The 19,854-nt window shown below is 74.0% G+C and carries 15 protein-coding genes; 7 read left to right on the top strand and 8 right to left on the bottom strand.

Features of this window, described 5'->3' with window-relative positions; translation table 11 throughout:
* Positions 1-39 precede the first annotated feature (39 nt).
* The 5 genes from ACIRQF_RS11950 to ACIRQF_RS11930 are packed head-to-tail and all read right to left on the bottom strand — an operon-like array spanning position 40 to position 6,535.
* A complete protein-coding gene (locus ACIRQF_RS11950) occupies positions 40-1,155 on the bottom strand; it encodes a DegT/DnrJ/EryC1/StrS family aminotransferase (RefSeq protein WP_389753043.1) in 1,116 nt (371 codons plus the stop codon).
* Entirely contained in the window at positions 1,152-1,877 is a 726-nt protein-coding gene (locus ACIRQF_RS11945) for an acetyltransferase (protein WP_404091287.1), read from the bottom strand. The genes ACIRQF_RS11950 and ACIRQF_RS11945 overlap by 4 nt, the downstream gene beginning before the upstream one ends.
* Complete coding sequence (locus ACIRQF_RS11940; protein WP_404091284.1) at positions 1,874-3,997, bottom strand: aminotransferase class I/II-fold pyridoxal phosphate-dependent enzyme; 2,124 nt, start codon at positions 3,995-3,997, stop codon at positions 1,874-1,876. Before ACIRQF_RS11940 ends, ACIRQF_RS11945 begins: the two co-directional genes overlap by 4 nt.
* Positions 3,994-5,154, bottom strand: coding sequence for a Gfo/Idh/MocA family protein (locus tag ACIRQF_RS11935; protein ID WP_376631555.1), 1,161 nt, complete (start codon positions 5,152-5,154; stop codon positions 3,994-3,996). The genes ACIRQF_RS11940 and ACIRQF_RS11935 overlap by 4 nt, the downstream gene beginning before the upstream one ends.
* A gap of 1 nt (position 5,155) precedes the next feature.
* A complete protein-coding gene (locus ACIRQF_RS11930; RefSeq protein WP_376631553.1) occupies positions 5,156-6,535 on the bottom strand; it encodes a sugar transferase in 1,380 nt (459 codons plus the stop codon).
* Positions 6,536-6,981: 446 nt separating this feature from the next.
* Here ACIRQF_RS11930 and ACIRQF_RS11925 point away from each other — a divergent pair, with 446 nt between their 5' ends.
* The 5 genes from ACIRQF_RS11925 to ACIRQF_RS11905 all read left to right on the top strand — a co-directional run bounded on the left by ACIRQF_RS11925 (position 6,982) and on the right by ACIRQF_RS11905 (position 12,569).
* The gene (locus ACIRQF_RS11925) at positions 6,982-8,172 is read left to right on the top strand and encodes a glycosyltransferase (RefSeq protein ID WP_404091280.1); all 1,191 of its coding nucleotides are present in this window, start codon (positions 6,982-6,984) and stop codon (positions 8,170-8,172) included.
* 126 nt (positions 8,173-8,298) lie between these two features.
* Entirely contained in the window at positions 8,299-9,591 is a 1,293-nt protein-coding gene (locus tag ACIRQF_RS11920; protein WP_404091278.1) for a glycoside hydrolase family 6 protein, read from the top strand.
* Positions 9,592-9,679: 88 nt separating this feature from the next.
* Positions 9,680-10,723 carry a M4 family metallopeptidase gene (locus ACIRQF_RS11915; RefSeq protein ID WP_404091275.1) on the top strand — a complete coding sequence of 348 codons (1,044 nt, stop codon included), beginning with the start codon at positions 9,680-9,682 and terminating at the stop codon, positions 10,721-10,723.
* A 521-nt stretch (positions 10,724-11,244) separates the two neighbouring features.
* Positions 11,245-11,748, top strand: a complete 504-nt coding sequence (locus tag ACIRQF_RS11910; protein WP_404091272.1) for a hypothetical protein — start codon at positions 11,245-11,247, stop codon at positions 11,746-11,748.
* A gap of 140 nt (positions 11,749-11,888) precedes the next feature.
* Positions 11,889-12,569 (top strand): HdeD family acid-resistance protein, encoded by a 681-nt coding sequence (locus ACIRQF_RS11905; RefSeq protein WP_404091269.1) that lies wholly within the window; start codon positions 11,889-11,891, stop codon positions 12,567-12,569.
* Positions 12,570-12,758: 189 nt separating this feature from the next.
* Here ACIRQF_RS11905 and ACIRQF_RS11900 read toward each other — a convergent pair whose 3' ends face one another.
* Entirely contained in the window at positions 12,759-14,153 is a 1,395-nt protein-coding gene (locus tag ACIRQF_RS11900; protein WP_389753021.1) for an NAD(P)/FAD-dependent oxidoreductase, read from the bottom strand.
* Positions 14,154-14,393: 240 nt separating this feature from the next.
* Positions 14,394-15,104, bottom strand: coding sequence for a TetR/AcrR family transcriptional regulator (locus ACIRQF_RS11895; RefSeq protein ID WP_404091265.1), 711 nt, complete (start codon positions 15,102-15,104; stop codon positions 14,394-14,396).
* Positions 15,105-15,224: 120 nt separating this feature from the next.
* Here ACIRQF_RS11895 and ACIRQF_RS11890 point away from each other — a divergent pair, with 120 nt between their 5' ends.
* A complete protein-coding gene (locus ACIRQF_RS11890) occupies positions 15,225-16,859 on the top strand; it encodes an amidohydrolase (protein ID WP_404091262.1) in 1,635 nt (544 codons plus the stop codon).
* A 151-nt stretch (positions 16,860-17,010) separates the two neighbouring features.
* On the opposite strand, the gene ACIRQF_RS11885 is transcribed toward ACIRQF_RS11890, so the two are convergent.
* The gene (locus tag ACIRQF_RS11885; RefSeq protein WP_404091259.1) at positions 17,011-18,081 is read right to left on the bottom strand and encodes a LacI family DNA-binding transcriptional regulator; all 1,071 of its coding nucleotides are present in this window, start codon (positions 18,079-18,081) and stop codon (positions 17,011-17,013) included.
* 141 nt (positions 18,082-18,222) lie between these two features.
* Between ACIRQF_RS11885 and ACIRQF_RS11880 the strand changes: the two genes are divergently transcribed.
* The gene (locus tag ACIRQF_RS11880; RefSeq protein ID WP_404091256.1) at positions 18,223-19,854 is read left to right on the top strand and encodes an ABC transporter substrate-binding protein; all 1,632 of its coding nucleotides are present in this window, start codon (positions 18,223-18,225) and stop codon (positions 19,852-19,854) included.

The raw sequence follows: 19,854 nt of genomic DNA, 5'->3' as shown, positions 1-19,854 counted from the left end.
GATCCAGGCCGCCCAGCGGCCGGGGTGGGGGAGCAGGCCCTAGTTCAGGGCGTTCACCAGTGCGTCCACGACCTGTCGCTGCTGGTCGTGGGTGATCTGCGGGAACAGCGGCAGCGACAGGATCTCGTCGGCGGCCCGCTCGGCGTGCGGGAAGTCCCCCCGCTCGTGGCCGAGATGCCGGTACGCGGGCGTCAGGTGCACCGGGGCCGGGTAGTGCACACCCGCACCGATGCCGCTCGCGTTGAGCTTGCCCACCACCGCGTCCCGGTCCGCGCCGGGCACGCGCACCACGTACAGGTGCCACACGTGCGCGTTGCCGTCGGCCGTCGTGGGGCGGACCACGCGGCCGGTCCCGGCGAGCGGGGCGAGCAGCTCGTCGTAGCGGGCCGCCGCCGTCCGCCGGGCCTCGTTGCCGGCGCCGAGCCTGCGCAGCTTCGCGCGCAGCACGACGGCCTGCAGACCGTCGAGCCGGCTGTTGAAGCCGGGCACGTCGTGCCGGTACTTGCGGACGCCGCCGTGGTTGGCGACGGACCGCACCAGGGCGGCGGCCTCGGCGTCGTCGGTGAGGACCGCACCCGCGTCCCCGTAGGCGCCGAGGTTCTTGCCCGGGTAGAAACTGGTGGCGGCGATGCCACCGCTGCCCGGGGTACGGCCGTGCCGGCTCGCGCCCTGGCTCTGGGCGGCGTCCTCCACGATCCGGACCCGCGCGGGCAGCTCCCCGGCGAGGGCGGCGACATCGGCGCACTGCCCGTAGAGGTGGACCGGCACCACGGCCTTGGTGGCCCCGCCGACCGCGGCCCGCGCGGCCCGGGGATCGATCAGGAGCGTCTCGGGGTCGCAGTCGACGAGGACCGGGCGGGCGCCGGTCCTGGTGACGGCACCCGCCGTGGCGATGAAGGTGTTCGCGGGCAGGACGACCTCGTCGCCCGCGCCGACACCGCTCGCGCGCAGCGCCAGCTCCAGGGCGTCGGTGCCGTTGGCGACGCCCACGACGTGCGCGACGCCGCCGAACTCGGCGTACTCGCGCTCGAAGGCGTCGACCTCCTCGCCCCCGATGAAGGCGGTGTTCGCGAGGACCCGGTCGAAGCCGACGCGTATCTCCTCGGCGACCTCCGCGTGGGCCGCCTTCAGGTCCACCAGGGGAATCTGGTTCATGAGCCGTTCACTCCTCGTGCCGGGACCGGCAGGTCCCCCTGGACAGTGCTGTCGTCGCCTTCGCGGTGCCGTTCGTCGAGTGCCGGGGCCGGCGCCTCGCGCAGCCGGCGGGCCGGGGAGCCCGCCCACACCTCGCCCGGTGGTACGTCGCCGAGGACCACGGAGCCCATGCCGACCAGCGACCAGTCGCCGATCGCCGTACCCTCGCGGACCAGTGCGCCCGCCCCGAGATACGCGCCCCGGCCGATCCGGGCGCCGCCGCCGAGGCGTACGCCCGAGGCGAGGGTGGCGAAGTCGGCGACCTCGTCGTCGTGGGTGAGGACCGTGTGCGGCATCACCGCGACGTGCCGGCCCACCCGCACGGCCGCGGTGAGCACGGTGTGGGCGAGGAGCACCGTGCCGGGACCGAGCGTGGAGCTCGCGGAGACCACGGCGGCCGGGTGGACCACCGTCGTGTAACGGTGCTCGGGCAGGGCCAACCGCCGCACCACCCGGGCCCGGGAGGCGTAGTCCCGCGGGCTGCCGACGCACACCACGAAGGACGCGTTCGGCAGCTCCGCCGCCCGCTCGGTGCCGCCGAGCACGGGCACGCCGTCGACCTCGACGCCGTGGAGCGCCGGGTCGTCGTCGAGATGGCCCGCCAGGGGCAGGCCGGCGGCGCGGGCGGCCTGCGCGGTCTCCCGCGCGAAGCCGCCGGCGCCGATGATGACGAGCTGGGTCACGGACGCGCCGCCGCTTCCCGCAGCACGGCGACCACGTGGTCCTGCTGCTGCTCGGTCATGGTGTGGAACAGCGGCAGGATCAGCGAGTCGCGGCTGATCCGCTCGGTGACCGGCAGGGCCGCGGCGGGGTGCCCCTCGTAGGCGGGTTCGAGGTGGCTCGCCATGATGCCGCGGCGGGCCGAGACCCCGGCCTCGGCGAGCGTCGCCAGCAGCTCGTCCCGGCCCACCGGGAAGTCCTCGCCGAGCAGCACCCAGTACGACTGGAAGTTGCTCTCGCCGTGCGCCGGGTCCCGCACCGGCTCCAGGCCCGGCACGTCGGCGAGCAACGCGGCGTAGCGGGCGGCCAGTTCACGGCGCCGGGCCACCATCGCGTCGAGCTTCGCCAGCTGGGCCAGGCCGACAGCGGCCTGGATGTCGGTCATCCGGTAGTTGAACCCGGTCTCCAGGTAGCTCTCCAGGACCGGCTTGCCGCTCGCGTGGCGCTCGGCGGCCGACACGTTCATCCCGTGCTCGCGCAGTCGGCGCAGCCGCGCCGCCCACTCGGCGTCGTCGGTGGTGATCATGCCGCCCTCGCCGGTCGTGAGCAGCTTGCGCGGGTGGAACGACCACGCGGCGAGCAGGGCGCCACGCCCGACGGACCGGCCGGCGACGGTCGAGCCGATCGCGCAGGCCGCGTCCTCCACCAGCGGCAGCCCCCAGGCCACGCAGGCCTCCCGCAACTCCTCCACGTCCGCGGGCACCCCGCCCTGGTGGACGACCAGGACGCCCTTGGTGCGCCGGGTGCGGACGGCGTCCACCGTGGCCGCGGTCAGATTTCCGGTGGCGAGGTCGACATCGGCGAAGACCGGCTCGGCGCCCACGTACCGCACGGCGTTGGCGGTGGCGATGAAGGACAGCGACGGCACCACGACCTCGTCGCCCGGGCCGATCCCGAGCGCGACGAGCGCCAGGTGCAGGGCGGTGGTGCAGGAGCTCACGGCCACGCCGTGCCGGGCACCGACCCGGTCCGCGAAGGCCTGCTCGAACGCGGCGACGCGCGGCCCCTGCGCGACCCAGCCGGACCGGACGGCCTCGGCGGCGGCGCTCGCCTCCTCCTCGCCCAGCCACGGCACCATCACGGGGATCCGCACCGGAGCCTGCTCGGCGTCCGTCGCGGTCGCGCCCTTCTCCGCCCGCCACCAGTCGACCAGGTCCTTCAGACCGGTCCGCAGGTCGATCTCGGCCTTGAAGCCGAGCCGCTCCTCGGCCAGCGTGGTGTCGGCCAGCCGCCGGGTGACCCCGTTGACCGCGCGCGCCGGGCCGTGCACCGGCTCCAGATCGGAGTCCATGACGTCGAGCAGCGCGTCGGCGAGCTCGCGCAGCGAGGTCTCCGTGGCACTCGCCACGTTGAACACCTCGTCGGTCAGATCCGAGCGGGCCGCCAGGATGTTGGCGCGCGCGATGTCGCGGACGTCCACGAAGTCCATCGTCTGCGTGCCGTCGCCGAGGATCAGCGGCGGCTCGCCCGAGGCGATCCGCTCCATCCAGCGGATCAGCACCTCGGTGTACAGCCCGTGGATGTCCATCCGCGGCCCGTAGACGTTGAAGTAGCGCAGGGCCACGTAGTCCAGGCCGTACATGGCGTGGAAGCTGCGCAGCATGCCCTCGTTGAAGGCCTTCGCCGCGCCGTAGAACGTGTCGTTGTTGTACGGGTGGTGGCGCTCGTCGGTCGGGAACGACTCGGCCAGGCCGTACACGGAGGCCGAGGACGAGGCGATCACCTTGCCCACGCCGGCGGCCGCCGCGGCCTCCAGGACGTTGAAGGTGCCGTCGACCATCACCTCGTTGGCCAGCCGCGGCTCCTCCGCGCACTGGGTGATGCGGATCGCCGCCAGGTGGTAGACGAGATCGGCGCCCTCCGTCACCCGGCGCACGGTCGCCGCGTCCCGGATGTCGCCCTCGACGAGCCGGACCCGGCCGCTCGCCATCGCCCCCGCCAGGTTGGCGCGGCGGCCGCGGACGAAGTTGTCGAGCACGACGACCTCGCGCGCACCCCCCTCGACCAGCAGGTCCGTCACATGGGAGCCGATGGTGCCGGCACCGCCGGTGACCAGGATCCGCTTGTCCCGAATGTCGCTCAACGCCGTTCTCCCACCGCTTCGTTCGCGTTCTTCAGGGACCGGTCGGCACCGGTCCGCAGCCCGACGACCGCCCCGCGGAACTCCAGGCTCCGCGAGGCCGCCTCCAGAATGTCCAGGACCCGCAGGCCCGCCCGCCCGTCGGTCAGCGGGGCCCGGCCCTCGGTGATCGCCGCCGCGAACTCGTCGACCATGCTGCGCAGCGCCTCCTTCTCGCCGATCGCGGGGGCGACCATGTCGCCGCTCCGGTACGAGATGAGGGCCTCGCGGCGCTCGTCCGCGCCCAGGTCCTGCGGCGTCGCCAGGTCCACGCCACGGTCGAAGACCGCGACGCGCTGCGCCGGGTTCAGGTCGTCCCAGACCAGGGTGCGCTTCGCGCCGCCGACCATGGTGGTGCGCACCTTGGTGGGCGAGAGCCAGTTGACGTGCACGTGGGCGATGGCACCGGTGTTGAGCTGCAGGGTGAGGTACGTGATGCAGTCCTGTCCCGCGCCGATCGGGTCCGCGCCGTGCGCGGCGACCGCCACCGGCTCCACGTGCTCGGGCAGGATGAAGTCGAGGATGGACAGGTCGTGCGGGGCGAGGTCCCACAGCACGTCGATGTCCTTCTGCACCAGACCGAGGTTGATCCGCACCGAGTCCACGTAGTGGATGTCGCCGAGCGCGCCCTCGTGCACCAGCTCGCGGATCTTGGCCACGGCCGGCGTGTAGCAGTAGGTGTGGTCGCACATCAGGGTCAGGCCGCGCTCCTCGGCCTCGGCGACCAGGCGCGCCCCGTCGGCGTAGGTGGTGGCGAGCGGCTTCTCGACGAGGACGTGCTTGCCGGCGCGCAGCGCGGCGAGCGCCACGTCGAGGTGGGTGCCGGCCGGAGTGGCGACGGCGACGGCGTCCACCTCGGGGTCGGCCAGGACCGCCGCGTAGTCGGCGGTGGCCTGGACGGTGGAGTATCCGCCGAGGACCCGCTGGGCCCGCGTGACGTCGAGGTCGCACAGCCAGCGCAGCCGGAAACGGTCGCTGGACTGGAAGTTGCGCACGAGGTTGGGGCCCCAGTAGCCGGCGCCTATGACGGCGACTCCCAGTCGCTCGTCGGGTCGGTCGGCGTCGTTCAACGTGTTCCCCTCCAGGTCGGTGCCCAGGTCGGTGGGCTGGTGTGTGCGCATGTCAGTAGGCACCCGTGCCGCGCAGGACGGCGGGACCGGTGCGGAGCAGGATCACCGCGTCGAGGCCGAGCGACCAGTTGTCGACGTACGCCAGGTCGAGCCGTACGGCCTCGTCCCACGGCAGGTCGGAGCGGCCGCTGACCTGCCACAGGCCGGTCAGCCCGGGCTTCACGAGCAGGCGGCGGCGGACCTCGTGGCTGTAGCCGGCGACCTCCTCCGGCAGCGGGGGACGCGGCCCGATCAGCGACATCCGGCCGCTCAGCACGTTGATCAGCTGCGGCAGTTCGTCCAGCGAGTAGCGGCGCAGCGTGGCGCCCACCTTGGTCACCCGCGGGTCCTCGCGGACCTTGAAGAGCAACCCGTCGCTGTTGTGGTTGGCGTCCGCGAGCTCCGCTCGCAGGGCCTCCGCGTCGGGCCGCATCGTACGGAACTTCAGCATGGTGAACTGCTTGCCGTGCAGGCCCACCCGCACCTGCCGGAAGAACGCCGGGCCCTGGCTGCCGAGCCGCACCATCACCGCGACCACGCACATCAGCGGTGCCAGCAGCACCAGCAGCACCGCGGCGATCAGCCGCTCGGCCAGCTCCTTGGGGAGCCGGGCGACCCGGGACAGCCGGGGCGCCCGGACGTGGATCAGCGGCACGCCGCCGACCGGCCGGACCTCCAGGCGCGCGGCGGCCACGTCGCCGAAACCCGGGGCGAGCAGGAAGTCGCCCCCGGCGGCGGCCGTGCTCCAGGAGAGCCGGCGCATCAGGACCGCGTCGATCTCCGGGGTCGGCAGCACCACCACGGCCGTGGAGCCGCGGAAGGTCCTGATGGCGCCCGGGACTTCGTCGACACCGCCGAGCACCGGCACCCCGAGGGCGTCGACCTCCTTGGCGTTCACCGGATCCGTCAGGCACACGCCGGCGATGTCCATGCCCTGGAGCACGGCCGCGGCGGGCGCCCCGGGTCGTCCGTCGCGCAGCAGCGCGGTGAGCAGTTCGGCGACACCGGCCGCGGGCCCGACGAGCACCGCGGTCGTACGGTTCTGGCCCCGCGCCCAGTCGCGGCGCAGCCACTGCCGCAGTGCGAACCGGGCCGTCAGGGACAGGACGGCGGCCACCGGGGCCGCCAGGATCATCTCGTGCAGCAGGTCGAGATCCCGGGCGATCCCCCAGCCGAGCCCGGCGGCCAGGGCGGGCAGCACCAGCGCTCCGCGCAGCACGCGGCGGTATACCTCCGACCCCGAGCCGAGCGAGCCGCGTGCGTGCGCCCGGTGGGCGTACAGCGCGGCCACCCAGGCCGGCGGCAGGCCGAGGACGACCGGCCAGTGGCCGCCCGCCCGCAGCACCAGCAGTGCGGCGGCGACGGCCGCGGCGGCGTCCGCGGCCAGCAGCACGATCTGGTGTCTCCTCCGCCACCACAGGCGGTGGACGTCGAAGTGTGTGGATTCGACACGATGCCGCTCATGCGTGACCGGCAGGACGGTCATCCATTCCCCCCAAGGGCGCTTCGCGCGCACCCCGTTGAACCCTCGCGGCCTCTCCCCCCGATTCGCCCGTGAGCGCACGACTCATGGGCAGGGGAAGGGCGGCGACGGTCGACGAGGGTACGCGGCTCTTCCGCCTGACAAATCGGTGCGGACCGAGGTCGCAAGTCTCCCCAGCCACGGCCGGGGTCCGCACAGGACGCAGAATCCGCCCGGGACACGATGTGTTCGCGACCGAGCGGATCCGGCAGCGCTCAATCTAGACCAACTGGGGCAGGTCATCCAGGAGTTGTGTGAAACTCCTACCGATAGTTGAAGGAACTGTAAGAGTGGGACGGGTTGGTCATACTGTCCCTGTGCCCAGCATCGTGATCCCCGCCCACAACGAGGAACGCACCCTCGGGCGTCTTCTGGACGGTCTCCTGGACGGCTCCTCCGACGAGGAGTTCGACATCCTGGTCGTGTGCAACGGCTGTACGGACGCCACCGCCGACGTCGCCGCCGCGCGCGGCCCGAGGGTCCGGGTGGTCGAGACCCCCGTCCCCTCCAAACACCAGGCCCTACGCCTCGGCGACGAGCACGCCCACGGCTTCCCGCGGATCTACGTGGACGCCGACGTGGAGCTCGGCGCCGCCGACGTACGGGCCCTCACCGACGCGCTCGCCGGCCCGGACGGCGTCCTGGCCGCCGCGCCCGAGCGGGAGCTCCCCATGACCGGGTGCTCCTGGCGGGTCCGGGCGTACTACCGGGTGTGGCAGCGGCTCCCCGCCGTACGGGACGGCCTCTTCGGGCGCGGCGTGATCGCCATGTCCGGCGAGGGCCACGCCCGCATCGCCGCCCTGCCGCCCCTGATGGCCGACGACCTGGCCGCCTCGCTCGCCTTCGGCCCGGCCGAACGCGCCGTGGTCCCGAGCGCCCGGGTCGTGGTCCGCCCGCCCCGCACCTGGGCCGACCTCATCCGCCGCCGCGTCCGCGCGGCCACCTCGACGGCCCAACTGGAGGACCACCAGCGACGGTCGGGCCCCGCCGGGGGCGCGGGCTCGGCCGGCGCCGGCGGTTCGGCCGCCGTCGCCGGTTCGGCCGGGGCCGACGGGCCGACAGGGGTCACCGGATCGCCTGGGGCTGACGGGCTGACAGGGGTCACCGGATCGCCCGGGGTCGCGGAATCCGTTCGGACCGCGGAATCCGTCCGGGCCGCGGGATCCGCCCGGGCCGCGGGATCCGCCCGGGCCGCGGAATCCGCCCGGGCCGCGGGATCCGCCCGGACCACGGAATGCGTCGACGGGACGGGATCCGCCCCGGCCGCGGAATCCCACCGGGCCGCGGGGCCCGTTCCGGCCGCGGCACCCGCGGCGGCCGCCGCGCCGCCCTCGGCCCGTACCGGCCTCGGTGACCTGCGGGCGATCCTCCGGGCCGAACCGGCCCTGCTGCCCGCGATGCTCGTCTTCCTCACGGCCGCGCTCGCCGCCCGCCGGGGCGCACGCCGGGCCATCCGGAAGCGCGACTTCGACACCTGGCTCAGGGACGAGAGCAGCCGCCAGGACTGAGCGCCCCTCCCGTGTCCCCGTACCCCGGAGCGTGCGCCGCGTGCACCGGGGGATCCGGCCGTTCCCGCCCGAAGGTGATCATCGACGCCTAGGCTGCTCATGATCACCCCAGAGGAGGGTCATTCCATGACGAACCGGATTCCAGGGCGGCGTTCCGCCCGCCTGGCGGCGGCGCTCGCCGTCTGCGCCGCCTGGATCGCCGTCACCCCGGCGGCCGGGGCCGACGAGCCGGTGCCCGCCTGGCAGCCCGCCGCCGGACCGCTCACCCCCGCGAGCCGGTTCTACGTGGACCCCGACAGCGGGGCCGCCCGGCAGGCGCTCGTCGACCGGGCGGCCGGCGACACCGAGAACGCGGCGCTGATGACCGCGCTCGCCGGCCTTCCGCAGGCCGAGTGGTTCACCGGCGGCACTCCCGACCAGGTCCACGACGACGCGGCGGACCTCGTGGTCCGGGCCCGCACCGCCGGGCAGCTGCCCGTGCTCGTCGCGTACAACGTGCCCGGCCGCGACTGCGGGCTCTACTCCAGCGGCGGCGCGGCCGACTCCGCCGCGTACCGCGCGTGGATCGGCGCCCTCGCCGACGGAATCGGCGACCGGCCCGCCGTCGTGATCCTGGAGCCGGACGGCCTCGCCGCCCTGCCCAAGGACTGCGCCGGTTCCGTCGATCCGACCGGCACCCTCTCCGCCGCCCGGATCGCCGACCTCGGCTTCGCCGTGACCACCCTCAAGGCCCATACCGGTACCGCCGTCTACCTCGACGCCGGCAACAGCCAGTGGCGGGCCGTCGGCGACATCGCCCAGCGCCTGATCGACGCCGGAGCCGCCCGCGCCGACGGCTTCGCCCTCAACGTCTCCAACTTCCAGCCCACCGAGCAGCTCGAGCAGTACGGCACCTGGGTGGCCAAGTGCGTCCGGTTCGCCACCGAGGGACCCGACTGGGCCCGCGGCCACACCGACTGGTGCGCCAACCAGTACTACTCCGCCGCCGCGCCCAACGACGGCGGGCCCGGCAACGCCGTCTCCGCCGACGACCCGAGCACCTGGCACTGGACCGACGCCTGGTACGACCAGGCCGTCGGCCAACCGGCCACCACCGAGCTGCTCCACTTCGTCGTCGACACCAGCCGCAACGGCCGCGGCCCGTGGAAGCCCGCCCCCGGTACCTACGGCGACCCCGAGACCTGGTGCAACCCGCCCGGCCGCGGCATCGGCGCCCGCCCGACCGCCGACACCGGCGTGCCCCTCGTCGACGCCTATCTGTACGTGAAGACGATCGGCGAGTCCGACGGCAGTTGTGCCCGCGGCACCGGAGGCGCCGTCGACCCCGAGTACGGCGTCGTCGACCCGCCCGCCGGAGGCTGGTGGCCCGGTCTCGCGCACGGGCTCGCCCGCGAGGCCCGGCCGGCTCTGCTGCCCTGACCCTCGACGCGGAGCCCGGTCGTGGGCGATGATCGCGCCCGCACCACGCCATCCCCCACACTTCACACCCCCCAACGGGAGGACGTTGATGGCACGCCGCACATCCCGCGGCCTGATAGCCGCGGCCACCGCCACCGTGGCGCTGATCGCCCCGGCCGGAGCCGCCTCGGCGACGGGGCAGGCCCCCGCCGCGGCCGGCCCGCAGGCCCGCATCTTCATGGTCAACCCCGTGCAGTCCTCGGGCGACCAGTCGCTCACCGACGGCAAGGACTCCGCCAGCGCGGTGCCCGCCACCGCGTACACGACCGCCGTGCTCCGCAACCTCGACGGCAGCGGAGGCCTCTCCGGCCGCTGGGCCTACGTCAGGTCCGACACCGGCGGGTCGGCGAAGACCGCCTCGGCGACCGCGTACGACCGGCGCGACGACCAGTTCGAGCAGGTCATGGCCTACTTCTGGGTCAACCAGGCCCAGGAGTACCTGCAGGGCCTCGGTTTCGGCAGCGAGCTGCCCGGCGCCAACGACCGGCAGCAGCCCGTCCGCATCAACCAGTGGGGCGCGGACAACTCCTTCTTCACCGACAAGAAGGACGAGATCCGCTTCGGCAAGGGCGGCGTCGACGACGCCGAGGACGCCGAGGTCATCGTCCACGAGTACGGGCACGCCGTGCACGAGGCCCAGGTGCCCGGCTTCGGCAGTTCGCCCGAGGCCGGCGCCATCGGTGAGGCCTTCGGCGACTACCTGGCCGTCGAGGTCGGCACCGACGCGGCCGCCCGCCACGGCTGGCCCGTGAGGACCGCCCCGGCCTGCGTCGCCGACTGGGACTCCGTCCCGTACAGCACCGCCCCGCACTGCCTGCGCCGGGTCGACGGCGACAAGGTGTACGCCGACCGGGTAGGCGAGGTGCACGCGGACGGCGAGATCTGGTCCCGGGCGCTGTGGGACATCCGCGGCGCGCTCGGCGCCCGGACCGCCGACCGGATCATCGTGAACGCGCAGTTCGGCTTCGCCCCCGACACCTCCTTCTCGGACGCGGCGGCGAAGACGGTCGCGACGGCGCGCGCCATGTACGGCCAGAGCGCGGCGGACGCCGTCCGCGCGGCCTTCCAGGCCCGCGGGATCCCCGGCGTCTAGGCACCCGACACGGACCGCCCTCCGCGGCGGAACGTCACGACCGGCCCCGGGCACCTCGCCCGGGGCCGGTCGCGTGCGGGGGCCGTTGCCCCCGGGGTGCGGAGGCCGGGGTGCGGAGGCCGGGGGGTGCGGATGCCTGAAGGCGCGGAAACCTGAGGGCGCGGATACCGGGCGGTGCGGATGCCTGAAGGCGCGGAAACCTGAGGGTGCGGATGCCTGAAGGCGCGGATGCCGGGCGTTGAGACGCCTGTGGGGTGAGACGCCTGTGGGGTGAGAGACGCCCGTGGGGTGAGAGACGCCCGTGGGGTGAGAAGCGCCCGTGGGGTGAGACGCCCGTGGGGTGCGGAGGCGGCCCACCTCGCCGTGCGTCACCTCCCGTCCCCGCGACGGGAGGCGAGCGACGGGACACGATGCTGGAATGGGAGCGGCGGCGGGCCCGCGCGCCCGGGGCCGCGCCTCGCGCGCCGGCTCCCGCCCCGGAGGGCGACCGGCCGCCGCTCCGTCGGACCTGAGGGAGACCCATGTCGAGCACGCGTTCCCCCACCTCCGCGCCCGGCCGCGACGCCGACTACTCCGGCGGTGTCTACGGTTCGATGCTCGCGGCCTCCGTCGTCATCGGCGCGGGAACCCTCGGCGACTTCCCGCGCGCGGAACTGGTGGTGCTGCTCCTGCTCACCGGAGTGGTCTTCTGGGCGGCCCACGTGCACGCCGAACTGTTCGGGACGCGGCTGGTGGAACGGACCGTGGACCGCACGGCCGTCCTGCACGCCTGCCGGGAGGAGTGGCCCATCGTCAAGGCCGCCGTCCCGCCGGCCGTCGCCGTCGCGATCAGCCCGCTCGTGGGCCTGGACATCGAGGGGACCCTCTGGCTGGCGGTCTGCGTGGCCGTGGTCGGCCAGATCGGCTGGTCCGTGGCCGCCGCACGGCGGGCCGGTGCCACCCCCCGGCTGATGGCGGTCACCGCGGCAGTCAACCTGCTGCTCGGCATGCTCATCATCTCGTTCAAGATCGTCCTGAAGCACTGACCCGACCGCCCCGGCGCCACCGCCTCACCCGCGGCGGGTGAGGCAGTGGACGGGATCCGGGCGAACGCTCGAAGGGACGGAACTCCGTGCGCTCCACGGCTCGCCGCGGGGAACGGCCCGTCCGTACGAGAGGAGGAGCCATGACCACGCCACGTGATCCGGCATCCGGTGCCGGACCCGGACCCGGACCCGGACTCGGACCGGCGGCCGGCGGGGCGGACCCGTACGGCTCGCCCGACCCCGCGGAGCAGCTGGCCCGCCTGGGCCGTTCGTGGACCTGGGTGCTGGGTGCGGCGATCGCCACGCTCGTGCCGGGCATCCTGGCCCTCGTCTGGCCGGACGTGACTTTGCACGTGCTGGCCGTGCTCCTCGGCCTGTACCTGCTGGTGATCGGCGGCTTCCGGTTCGTCGCCGTCTTCGGCAGGGAGGAGGCCGGCGAGCGGGTCGCGGGCCTGCTGGTGGCCCTGCTCTTCGTCCTGGGCGGGGTGCTGTGCCTCCGCAATCCGCTGCAGACCATCGCCGCGCTCTCGCTGATCGTCGGCGGGGTCTGGCTGGTGTCCGGCATCCTGGGTTTCTACGCGGCCGTCGCCACCAAGGGCATGCCGTACCGCGGCTTCGCCATGGTCGTCGCCGTCCTCGGCATCACCGCGGGGATCGTCGTCCTCGCCCTCCCCACGGAGTCCGCCCAGGTACTCACCCGGCTGCTCGGTCTGTGGCTGGTCCTGCTCGGCGCGGCCGAGGTCGTGCTCGCCCTGGCCTGGCGGTCCGCGCTGCGCCGGGCGGGCATTCCCGGCCGGCCAGGACCCGACCGCCCGGCCTGACACCGGCCTGACACCACCGGGCCACCCGGCGCCCGACGTCACGGCGCCGCGGGAGTGAGCGCCGCCAGCGGGATGCGACGGAAGACGACGGTCTCGTACGGGGTGCGCGCCCCCGTCCCGTAGAGCACGCCGATCGTCCGCGCGCGCGGAGGGTCGCCCGCCGCGTGGACGGACCCGGTGGGGCAGGGCTCAGCTGTCAAAACCGAGGCCCGCGCGGTCGAGGGCGCGCAGCCACAGGTTGCGGCGGCCCTCGTGCGCGTCGGCACGGGCGAGCGCCCACTGGGTGAGGCCGATGCCGACGGAGCGCACCGGCTCCGGCGGGAACGGCAGCGGCTTGCGGCGCACCAGGTCGAGCGAGGTGCGCTCGGTGCGCTCCCCGGCGAGCAGGTCGAGCATCACCTCCGCGCCGAAGCGCGTCGCGCCCACGCCGAGGCCGGTGTAGCCGGCCGCGTACGCCACCCGGCCGCGGTGGCTGGTGTCGAAGAAGACGCAGAACCGCGTGCTGGTGTCGATCGCGCCGCCCCACGCGTGGCTGAAGCGGAGGCCACTGAGCTGCGGGAAGGCCTCGAAGAAGTGCCGGGCGAGGGTGGCGAAGGTCGCGGGGCGCTGGTCGCGCTCGGCCCGTACGCCACCGCCGAAGCGGTACACGGCGTCGAAGCCGCCCCACAGGATGCGGTTGTCGGCGGTGAGCCGGACGTAGTGGAAGCGGTTGGCGCAGTCGGCGAAGCCCTGCCTGTTCCGCCAGCCCACGGAGGCGAGTTGGGCGTCCGTCAGCGGCTCGGTCATCAGCGCGTAGTCGTAGACGGGAACGGTGTACGGGCGGTGCCGGCGCAGCAGTGAGGGATACGCGTTCGTGGCGAGCGCGACGCGCCGGGCGCGCACCCGGCCGTACGGGGTGGTCACCGCGATCCGGGCACCGTCCTCGGTCAGCGCGGAGCCCGGCGTGTGCTCGTACACCCGGACGTCGAGCTCCTGACAGGCCCGCTTCAGGCCCCAGGCGAGCCGGGCCGGGTTGACCATGGCCACCCCGTCCCTGTTCCAGAGGCCGCCGAGGAAGGTCGGGGAGTCGATCTCGGCGCGCACGGCCGCCTCGTCGAGCAGGGTGACGTCCGCGCCGTACCGCGCGGCGGCCTCGGCCTCCTCCGTCAGGCCGGCCAGCTGGTAGGGCTCGGTCGCGACGACCAGGGAGCCGGTGCGCTCCCAGTCGCAGTCGATGCCGTGCCGTTCGATAGTGGCGTCGATGCCTTCGAGGTTCTCCCGGCCGAGGCGTTCCAGGCGCCCGATCTCGCCGGGCCAGCGGGCCAGCCCGTTGCCGAGGCCGTGGGTGAGACTCGCCTCGCAGAAGCCGCCGTTGCGCCCGGAGGCTGCCGCCCCGACCTCGCCCGCCTCGATGAGCACCACATCGGCGGACGGGTCACGCTCCTTGGCGATCAGCGCGGTCCACAGACCGCTGTACCCGCCGCCGACGACGAGCAGGTCGCAGTCGGTGGGGCCGACGAGGGCCGGGGCGGGGGCGGGCCTGCGGGCGTCGTCCAGCCAGAAGGGGGTGGGCGAGGTGTCCCGGAGCGCGGAGACGGGGTCCATGGGGCGGGGCTCCTTCGGATCGCGGAGGTAGAGGCCTCCGAAGTGCGCCCATGAGATCCGGCGGAGGGAATTTGCGTCAATGGTGTTGTCGTAAGCGCCGGTGGGGGCCGTGCGGGGGCTGGGGCGGGGTCGACCCGCCGGTCAGTTCGCGACGGGGGCGTGCAGGGGTGGGGCGGGGGTCGACCCCCGGTCAGTTCGCGACGGGGCCCTGCGGGGGATGGGGCGGGGGCCGACCCCCGGTCAGTTCGCGACGTGCCGCGCCAGGCGCGCGCCGACCGCGTCCAGCATCAGCTCCAGGGCGAAGGGGTGGCCGCTGTCCCGCATGTCCGCCGCGAGCAGCGGGTACGTCGCCGCCACGTGCGGGTGGGTGTCGGCCGAGAGCTTCCCGTACGCCGCGTGCCAGACCTGCTCGTCGGCCACCCGGGCCGGCTCCGGCAGGGCCAGCGCGGCGGCGTCCAGCGCGGCGAAGGCGAGCGCCTGGTCCACGAAGGCGTGGTAGATCCGTACCGCCTCCGCGTCCGGAAACCCGGCGCGCCGCAGCACGCCGAGGATCGCCTCGACGGCCCGGGTCTCGTGCTCGCGCCCCGTCGTGCGATGCGCGGCGAGCGCCGCCACCTGCGGGTTCGCCAGATAGGCGGCGTGGATGCGCAGGGCGATGTCGCGCAGGTCGGCCCGCCAGTCCCCGGTCGCCCGCCAGTCCCGCTGGGCCCGGCCGACCATCTCGTCGGCGAGGGCGAGGAGCAGGTCGTCGGTGTTGCGGAAGTAGCGGTAGACCGCGCTGGGGTCGGCGCCCAGGGCCGCGCCCAGGCGCCGTACGGACAACGCCTCCGCCCCGTGCTGCCCGACCAGGCGCAGCGCGGTCTCGACGATCACCCGCTCGGAGAGCACGGTGCCCTGCTTGGTGGGGCGGCGGCGCTGCCGCCGGTTCTCCGGAACCACTCGTTCGGCCATGCCGGGACCCTACCGGCGGCAGGCTTACGACAACACCCTTGACCTTTTGCGGACGGCGCCTGTTGCATGGCGCACCTCTACCGGCCCCGAGCCGGCCCCTCACCCTCCAGGAGTACGTACATGAGCACGGCCGACCTGGTCTTCACCGGTGGCCCCGTCTTCACCGGCGACCCCGCCCGCACCCGGGCCACCTCCCTCGCCGTCGTCGGCGAGCGGATCACCGCCGTCGGTCACGACGAGGTGCGCGAGCTCATCGGACCCGGCACCGAGGTCGTCGACCTCACCGGGAAGCTGCTGGTCCCCGGCTTCCAGGACGCCCACATCCACGCGGTGTACGGAGGCGTGGAACTCGCCGAGTGCGACCTGAGCGGCACCACCGGCGTCGACGAATACCTCCGGATCATCCGGGAGTTCGCCGCGACCCACCCCGACAGCGAGTGGATCACCGGCGGCGGCTGGTCCCTGGAGAGCTTCGAAGGCGGCCTGCCCACGCGGCAGTTGCTGGACTCGGTCGTCGCCGACCGGCCCGTCTGCCTGGTCAACCGCGACCACCACGGCTCCTGGGCGAACTCCCGCGCCCTGGAACTCGCCGGCATCACCGCCGACACCCCCGACCCCTCCGATGGGCGCATCGAGCGCGACGCCGACGGGGTGCCGACCGGCGTCCTGCAGGAGGGCGCGGCCGCCCTGGTCTCCAGGATCGTCCCGCCCTGCACCGCGGCCGACCGGCTCGCCGGGCTCCTGCGCGCCCAGTCCCTGCTGCACTCGCTCGGCATCACCGGCTGGCAGGACGCCCTGCTCGGGGAGTTCGGCGGCAAGCCCGACCCCTCCGACGCCTACGTCACCGCCGCCCAGGACGGCACCCTCACCGCGCGGGTCACCGGAGCGCTCTGGTGGGACCGGCTGCGCGGCGCCGAACAGATCCCCGACCTCGTCGCGCGGCGCGAGAAGTCGAGCGTCGGGCGGTTCCGCGCCGGCTCGGTGAAGATCATGCAGGACGGCATCGCCGAGAACTTCACCGCCGCCATGACCAGCCCGTACCTCGACGGGTGCGGCTGCGCCACCGCCAACACCGGGATGAGCTTCGTCGACCCCGAGGCGCTGCGCACCTACGTCACCGAACTCGACGCCCTCGACTTCCAGATCCACTTCCACGCCCTCGGCGACCGGGGCGTACGCGAGGCCCTGGACGCCGTCGAGGCCGCCGTCACGGCCAACGGGCGGCGCGGCAACCGCCATCACCTGGCCCACCTCCAGGTCGTGCACCCCGACGACATCGCCCGCTTCGCCCGGCTCGGGGCACTCGCCAACATCCAGCCGCTGTGGGCGGCGCACGAGCCGCAGATGGACGAGCTGACCATCCCCTTCCTCGGGCCCGAGCGCGCCGCCTGGCAGTACCCCTTCGGCGACCTCGTCCGGGCCGGGGCCACCCTGGTCGCCGGCAGCGACTGGCCGGTCAGCAGCCCCGACCCGCTCGCCGGCATCCACGTCGCGGTCAACCGCGCCGAGCCCGGCGCCACCGACGGCCGGGTCTTCCTGCCCGAGCAGCGGCTCGACCTCACGACCGCCCTCGCCGCGTACACGGCCGGCTCCGCCCACGTCAACGGCCACGACGACGCGGGCAGCCTCCGCCCCGGCCACCTCGCCGACCTCGTCGTCCTCGACCGCGACATCCTCACCGGCCCGCCGGAGCGGATCGCCGAGGCCCGGGTGGAACAGACCTTCGTGGGCGGAGCCAGGGTCTACACGACCTGACGCCGTCCCCCTGCACACGGCGCGCCGTGTGCAGGGGCCCAGGCTCCCCACGTCCGCGCCCGCCCCGCGGGTGGCCGCGCCCCGCACCCCGCTCGCCCCGCGGGGGCGGCGCCAGGGTCTGCACGACCTGACGCCGTCGCCCGCATCCGAGTCACCGACCAGGAGGCCCGCTCTCATGACCGGACGAGGACCGCACCTGGAGCCGGGCGGTGAGCAGCACACCCGGGGGGGTGCTGCCACCGCCTTCCAGGGCGGTGACGAGCAGGGTGATGCCCGCCTCGGCGACATCCGCCGGACGCAGGCTCAGGGTGCTGACCGGCGGGTCCGCGTGGGCGGCCGAGTCGTCCTCGCTGACGCAGACCACCCGCAGGTCCGAGGGCACGCCGCGCCCCAGCCGGCGGGCCGCGTCCATCACGAGCGGCGGGCTGGCCTCGGCGACCACGAACAGGCCGTCGGGCCGCGGCTCGGAGGTGAGGGCCTGTTCGACCGCCCACACCACGGGGCCGTTGCCCGGTTCAGGGACGAGCGTGACCAGTTCCGGCTGGCTCTCCGCGCACCACGCGCGGTAGGCGGCGAGCACCTCGCGGTGGAAGCGGGTCGTGCTGTCGGGCAGGACGAGCGCGGTCCGCCGGGCGCCGCTCGCGCGCAGGTGGTCCAGTGACTCCCGTACCGCCGCGGCGACGTCCAGGTCGACCCAGTGCGCCCCCGGCCGGCCGGCGACCGAGGCGTCGCTGAAGACCGGGATGCGGGCGGCGAGGAAGTCCTCCACCAGGGGGTCGTCCTCGACCGGGTCGGCGACGATCACCGCGTCGAGCGCCAGGTCCGCCCATTCCCGCTGCAGTGTTCCCGCGGGGAGCATCACCAGGGCGTACCCGTGCCGGAGCGCGGCGGACGCCGTCGCACTGGTGAGCCGCGCGAAGTACGGCGAGTCGAGGTACGTCCACGGTTCGCCGGCGAACTCGCCGACCACGTAGCCGATGAGCCGGGCCCGTCCGGCGCGCAACTGCCGCGCGGCGGCGTTGGGCCGGTAGCCCATGCGGCGCGCGGTCTCGATCGCCTTCTCCCGCACCGCGGGGGAGAGGCGGCCGGTGCCGTTGAGCGCGGCCGAGACGGTCGTCTTCGAGAGGCCGGACTCGCGGGCCACGTCGACGAGCCGTACCCGCGCGGCGCCGCCGCCGGGGCTCTCCCCGGCATGCCCTCCAGAGCGTTCACGTGTGGTCACGCCCCGATGCTGCCACCTCGCTGACCATTGCAAAACCGTTCCCGCAAAGCTGTCCGGAAGTCTTGTGCGGGAACGTTCCCGCATCAATACTCGCTCCAATCCCCAGCGCCCGTCACTACACCCGTAAAGGGGTGGGTCTCCTTGCGCACGCCCAGACTCCTCGCCACCCTCGCCTGTACCGCGGCCCTCGCCGTCACGGCCTCCGCCTGCTCCGGCGCCACCCAGCCCGCGGGTGCGGCGGCCGGCTCGTACACCGTCACGCCGCTCTCGCCCGCCGCGAAGGGCGGGCTCCCCCGGATCACCTGGTCGCTGTACGCCGAGCCGTACACCCTCGACTACGCCCAGGCCTACGACTACCCGCCGAACACCGTGCTCGCGAACGTCTGCGAGCAGCTGCTGCGGGTCACCCCCGACCTGAAGGTCGAGCCCGGACTCGCGGTGAAGTGGACGAACCCCGACCCCCTGGTCTGGGTGTACACGCTGCGTTCCGGCGTCACCTTCCACGACGGCACGGTCATGACCGCCGACGACGTCGTCGCCTCCCTCAAGCGCCAGATGGACCCCGCCACCGGCTCGCCGTGGGGATCCGCCTTCAAGAACGTCAAGGCGGTCGAGAAGACCGGGCCCCTGGAGGTCACCCTGCGGCTGACCAAGCCCGACGTCCTCCTCAACGAGCTGATGGCCGCCTCGCCCGGCACCGTTGAGAGCGCCGCCTTCCTCGCCAAGGCGGGCAAGGAGTACGGAGTCCCCGGAGGCAAGGTCAACTGCACCGGTCCCTACGCCCTCGACACGTGGCAGCAGGGCGAGTCCATCACCCTCAAGAAGCACGCCCGCTACTGGGACAAGAAGCTGACGCCCAAGACCGACACGGTCCGCTTCACCTTCGTCGAGGACCCGGCCGCCCGCACCAACACCTTCCTCTCCGGCACCGCCGACGGCGGATACATGGTCCCCTCGTCCTCCTTCGCCCAGCTGCGCGCCACCACCAAGGGCAAGCTCTACTTCGGCCCCAACACCGCCACGTCCAACCTCGCCGTCCTCGACTTCAAGGGCACCCTCGGCGACCTGAAGGTCCGCAAGGCCCTCTCGATGGCCCTGGACCGCCAGAACATCATCAAGGCCGCCGCCGGCGGCATCGGCATCCCCGCCAAGGCCCCCACCGCCCGCGGCGCCTGGGCGCTCCTCCCGGAGCGGACCGAGGGCTACTTCAAGGAACTGGACGAGCCCGTCTACGACGTGGCCGGAGCGAAGCGGCTCGTCGAGGAGGCCGGCGCCACCGGCAAGAAGATCACCCTGGTGACCAGCACCCTCGCCCCCGAGATCAGTGTCGTCGCCAACGCCGTCCAGGCCGCGGGCCGCCAGATCGGGCTCGACGTGACGCTCAAGGCCGTCGCACCCGAGGCGTACAGCAGCATCTTCGTCGACCCGAACGCCCGCAAGGGACTCGATCTGGTCATCACCAGCGGGTACGACAACACCCCCGACCCGCTCGAGTTCTACCAGTACCTGCGCACCGGCGACTTCGGGAACTACGGCAACTGGTCCGACCCGGTCTACGACTCCGCCTTCGACCGCGCCAACGCCGCCGCCGACCCCGGCGCCCGCTCCGACCTCACGCAGGAGCTCCAGAGGATCGCGATGCGCGAGCTCCCGATCATCCCGATCTACGAGGCCCCGTACTCCGTCTTCCTCGGCAGCCGGGTCACCGGCGCGCCCGCGGGCATCGCCCAGCTCTACTACCCCTGGGCCGCGACGATCGGCGCCGCGAACTGA

This window comes from Streptomyces sp. NPDC101191 (assembly GCF_044767915.1).
GTDB lineage: Bacteria > Actinomycetota > Actinomycetes > Streptomycetales > Streptomycetaceae > Streptomyces.
The sequence above is the reverse complement of the archived record's forward strand: the minus strand, read 5'-3'. Positions and strand labels throughout refer to the sequence as shown.

Bases quoted from the DNA above. Each gene is read 5' to 3' on its own strand.
- ACIRQF_RS11915 (WP_404091275.1), top strand. From the start codon at position 9,680: ATGGCACGCCGCACATCCCGCGGCCTGATAGCCGCGGCCACCGCCACC.
- ACIRQF_RS11905 (WP_404091269.1), top strand. From the start codon at position 11,889: ATGACCACGCCACGTGATCCGGCATCCGGTGCCGGACCCGGACCCGGA.
- ACIRQF_RS11950 (WP_389753043.1), bottom strand. From the start codon at position 1,155: ATGAACCAGATTCCCCTGGTGGACCTGAAGGCGGCCCACGCGGAGGTC.
- ACIRQF_RS11910 (WP_404091272.1), top strand. From the start codon at position 11,245: ATGTCGAGCACGCGTTCCCCCACCTCCGCGCCCGGCCGCGACGCCGAC.
- ACIRQF_RS11900 (WP_389753021.1), bottom strand. From the start codon at position 14,153: ATGGACCCCGTCTCCGCGCTCCGGGACACCTCGCCCACCCCCTTCTGG.
- ACIRQF_RS11890 (WP_404091262.1), top strand. From the start codon at position 15,225: ATGAGCACGGCCGACCTGGTCTTCACCGGTGGCCCCGTCTTCACCGGC.
- ACIRQF_RS11920 (WP_404091278.1), top strand. From the start codon at position 8,299: ATGACGAACCGGATTCCAGGGCGGCGTTCCGCCCGCCTGGCGGCGGCG.
- ACIRQF_RS11935 (WP_376631555.1), bottom strand. From the start codon at position 5,154: ATGCGCACACACCAGCCCACCGACCTGGGCACCGACCTGGAGGGGAAC.
- ACIRQF_RS11895 (WP_404091265.1), bottom strand. From the start codon at position 15,104: ATGGCCGAACGAGTGGTTCCGGAGAACCGGCGGCAGCGCCGCCGCCCC.